Source organism: Frankia sp. CcWB3, from assembly GCF_977927595.1.
In genome coordinates this window covers 1-3,989 of record NZ_CDWRCK010000275.1, presented here as the reverse complement: position 1 = coordinate 3,989, position 3,989 = coordinate 1, and the positions used below count along the sequence as shown (strand labels likewise).

The 3,989-nt window shown below is 66.7% G+C and carries 3 protein-coding genes; all 3 read left to right on the top strand.

Features of this window, described 5'->3' with window-relative positions; genetic code table 11:
• On the top strand, nt 1-251 hold a 251-nt coding region (locus ACY5KJ_RS17280), incomplete at its 5' end, for a hypothetical protein (RefSeq protein WP_462203853.1).
• Nucleotides 252-632: 381 nt separating this feature from the next.
• Nucleotides 633-1,613, top strand: coding sequence for a CehA/McbA family metallohydrolase (locus tag ACY5KJ_RS17275; RefSeq protein ID WP_462203852.1), 981 nt, complete (start codon nt 633-635; stop codon nt 1,611-1,613).
• 83 nt (nt 1,614-1,696) lie between these two features.
• Nucleotides 1,697-3,853, top strand: coding sequence for an outer membrane protein assembly factor BamB family protein (locus tag ACY5KJ_RS17270; RefSeq protein WP_462203851.1), 2,157 nt, complete (start codon nt 1,697-1,699; stop codon nt 3,851-3,853).
• The last annotated feature ends 136 nt before the right edge of the window (nt 3,854-3,989 follow it).

Genomic DNA, 3,989 nt, shown 5'->3' with positions numbered 1-3,989 from the left:
CTCCGAAGCCTTGGTCGACCTTCTACGGGATGGCTCGCTGGCAGGGCGGACTGGAGAAGAAGCAGGCGTTCCTCGGGCGTCTCGTCGACATCGGCGCCGAACTGTTCGCTATCAGCGCGGCGGTCGTGCGGGCCCGGATGCTCGATGAGGAGGGCGAGCCGACTGCGATCGACCTGGCCGACCTGTTCTGCCGGCAGGGAGGAAGCCAGAGGAAGCCAGGGGTTCGGGTCCCCGGGCCCCTACCCAGCTGACACGCTCGCAGACCCGCGGGTCCGGCCCCCGTCGCTGCGCGAGAAGCAGGCGTGAAACGAAGTTTCGATACATCCTTGATAGGAAATGTCCATCCATCGTTCATTGGAACATTGTTCCGTGCGGCTAGGTTCGTGGACGTGACGATCAGGCCCAGTGAGCCGGCATGGCGAGCGTTGCTGACGCGCCACCTGGCACCCTTGCCGAACTGGTGCGGGGGCCGCCACGGTCGTCCATGCGTGCCTGAGTCCTGGGTCCCAGGGCCCCCAGGCAGCAAAGATCGCTCTAGCTCAAGATCTTTTGCTGCTCGCCCTCGGTTCGATCACCTACCCGAAGACTAGCTTCAACGACCCAACCCAAGCCGCCAACCTTGGAGCAGCGACATGCTAGCAGCGGGCCATTCAACAGTGCAGTCCTCTCGCGACGTCGATACCGCACTGCGCGCCTGGACCCAGCCCGGACAGCTATACCGCGGGCAGTTGCACTGCCACTCGACCGACTCGGACGGACTTCTGAGCGTCGAAGAAGTAATAGCTACATACCAGGCCGCCGGCCACAACTGGATCGTGCTTTCCGACCACTATGAAGCCACCTACGACTGGCGACTAGCCGACACCACGGCGTTCTCCTCCGAGGAGTTCACCGCGATCGTCGGTGCGGAACTAAGCTCCGCCGCCTGGACCGACCGTCACTGCTATTGGGTTACCGCCGCAGGGCTCCCACTGGACTTCGCCCCACCGCCGGACGACAGCCCCGCCGCCCACGTCGACGCCATCATGCGTGCCAAAGATGCCGGAGCATTTCTGGTGCTGCTACACCCCGGGCTCAACAACCTACCGCTCGGTGCCGCCGACACAATTTCTGGGCTTCATGCAGTCGACGCAGTCGAGATCTACAACCACAGCATGGCCACCATGTTGCCGCACGGTGCTGACGGCAGCTACTTTTACGACGGCCTACTCGAAGCCGGCCACCGACTCTTCGTCGACGCCAGCGACGACGCCCACTTTGAGCACCCCGACAGCCACGGTGGAGGCTGGCTACAAGTACGAGCCGAGCGCAACAGCCCGGACGCGATCATCCAATCGCTAAAGGCAGGGGCCTACTATGCAACCCAGGGTCCAGAAATCACCGCGATGTCGGTTCGCGGCAACCAGCTTGACGTCCATACCAGCCCGGCACGCGCAATCGTGCTCGCCGGCGGCGGAGACCAGTGGCTGAACATGCAACAACAGCTCCCGACCCCTCATGAGCAGATTACATCAGCCACATTTGATCTCAGTTCCTTTAGTGGCAAGTACTGCCGCGTTACCGTTGTCGCCCCCGATGGCCGCTGCGCCTGGAGTAATCCATTGTGGCCATAACGAGCTCTTCTTGAGGTCGGCGACGTCCTCACCGAGTGTCGTAGCTCGTATCTCCGCGTCTGATCTCGAGAAAGGCTATCTTCATGCGTGGACGTGTCGTCACCGCCGACGGGCGGGCCTGTCCCGGTGTGCTCGTCAGCGACGGCCGTACGGTCACCACCAGCGCGACGGACGGGACGTTCTCGCTGGCCGCGGCGGGGCCGTTCGTGTTCCTTACCCGCCCCGCCGGCTATGCCGCCGACCGCTGGTTCGCCCCGGCCGCCGAGGAGTCGGTGACGTTCACCCTCACCCCCGTCCCGGTTGCCTTCCCGTACCGGTTCGTGCACGTCTCCGACCTCCACCTCCGCGATCCGGCACTGGACCACACGCTGTTCTCACGGCCGGCGGAGCTGGGGTCGGCGCAGGCGTTGTCGGAGTTCCTCGCGAGGGTCACGGAACGCGCCGGGGAGGTGTCATCGGTGATCGTGACCGGTGACCTCACCGATTTCGGCAGCGATGAGGAGTTCGAGTTGCTGCGCGGGGCGGTGAGCACCAGCCCGCTGCCGGTACACCTGCTGCCCGGCAACCACGACCACATCGCGAACAACCCCGGGCTGTTCGACATGCGGATCACCCGCACCGGCTACCTCATGCATTCCGCCGATCCCGCCGGCTACGAACGTAACCTGGGCCCGCGCTGGTACTCGTTCGATCTGCCCGGGCTGCACGTGGTCGCGCTGGACTGGCTCACCCACGAACTCGGGCTCGACCACGAGGCGCAGGACGCCTGGCTACGCGCCGACCTGGCATCGATCCCGCCGCAAACCCCGTGGATCCTGCTGTCCCACGACCAGCCGTGGCGTTCCGTCCTGGACGGGCTGCCACGCCCCCCCGCCGCGACGTTCTCCGGGCACCGGCACGTCTCCCGGGTGGTCGAGGTCGACGGCACCCTGCACGTGAGCACCCCGACCGCGCTATTCGGGTCGCTGGACTACACCCCCCCGTCGTTCCGGGTCGTCACTTGGGACGGGCAGAAAATCACCCTGCATACCCGGGCGGTGGCACCCACAGGCCTGGAACGGTCCACCTTCGAGATACCCGACCCGCCCCGCCACCCACCGCACGCCGCCACGGCAGTGGTGCGCTGGCGCCACCAGCTGACCGGGGCCGGGCACCGGGCCCCGGCCCGCCTCGACGGCGACGAAGTAATCATCGGGGTCAGGCACGAGGACCGCCCCGCCGGAGCCGTCGAACTGCTCACCCTCGCGGACGGTTCCCGCCGCTGGCTGGCCGAGCTGGGTTCCTCAGTCAAAGGCACCCCGGCGGTCTTCGCCGATTCGGTGATCGCCGTCGAGGTGGTCGGCGACGTGGTGAGCCTGGACCGTGCCACCGGGACGGAACGCTGGCGGGTACCTTCCCCCGACCCGCTGCGGTTGTTCGCCTGGACCGACCCGGTGGTGGCCGGCGGGCTGGTCGTGGTCGGTGACCTCTCACACCTGCGCGCGCTGGACGCGGCGACCGGCGAACTGCGCTGGGAACGACACGACCTGGCCCCCTACCAGACCCTGGTCGGGCACGCGACCCCCCTCATCGCCGGGGACACCCTGATCGTCGGCAGCTGCCCGCTCCCCCGCGGGATGATCGGCCTCGACCTACACACCGGCAGCACCCGCTGGGGACCCGCCGGCGGCGACGGCGAACTCGCCGGCACACCCATCGGCACACCGTTGTACGACACCGAAAGCGCGGCACTGTACCTGCCCACACCCGGCCAGACGGTACGCCTCGATGTCACCAGCGGTAAGGCGAGATGGGCCACCGCGACCACCGCACCGTTCAACCCGGCCACCCCGGTAGCAACACCCTGGGGCCTCGCGGTCGCCGACGCCGGACGCGGAATCGCCCTGCTCGACTACGAAGACGGAACAACCCTCTGGCGCACCGACATCGACCCGGCCGGCCCGTTCGCCATGACCAGCTGCACCCGCACCCCACACCCCGTGTTCGCCCCACCCACCCTGCTCGGCGACACACTCGTACTCCCCGGCCTCGACGGCGTCCTACGCCTCCTGGACGCCCAATCCGGCCAGGCACGACACGAAACACCCCTCGGCGCCCCCATCGCCGCACCACTCACCACCGCCGGCGACCTGGCCATCGCCGTCACCGTGGACGGCACCGTCCTCGCCCTCGACACCAAAACCCTGACAACTCGGGCTGGTTCGCCACTGCCGAGCAGGCGTGAAACGAGGTTTCTATAAACATGATTTCTGTGATGCGTTTGTCGTGGCTGGCAACGTTCTGATTTGGCACCGCATTTAAGTCGAGCATTTTAGTGAGAGGGGTCTTCCATGTGTGGATGTGTGTTTGTCTTCGGCGGGCGAGCATGCCCCGGTG

What these genes read in the sequence shown, in the direction of transcription:
- ACY5KJ_RS17275 (WP_462203852.1), top strand. Translation starts at nt 633, where the DNA reads ATGCTAGCAGCGGGCCATTCAACAGTGCAGTCCTCTCGCGACGTCGAT.
- ACY5KJ_RS17270 (WP_462203851.1), top strand. Translation starts at nt 1,697, where the DNA reads ATGCGTGGACGTGTCGTCACCGCCGACGGGCGGGCCTGTCCCGGTGTG.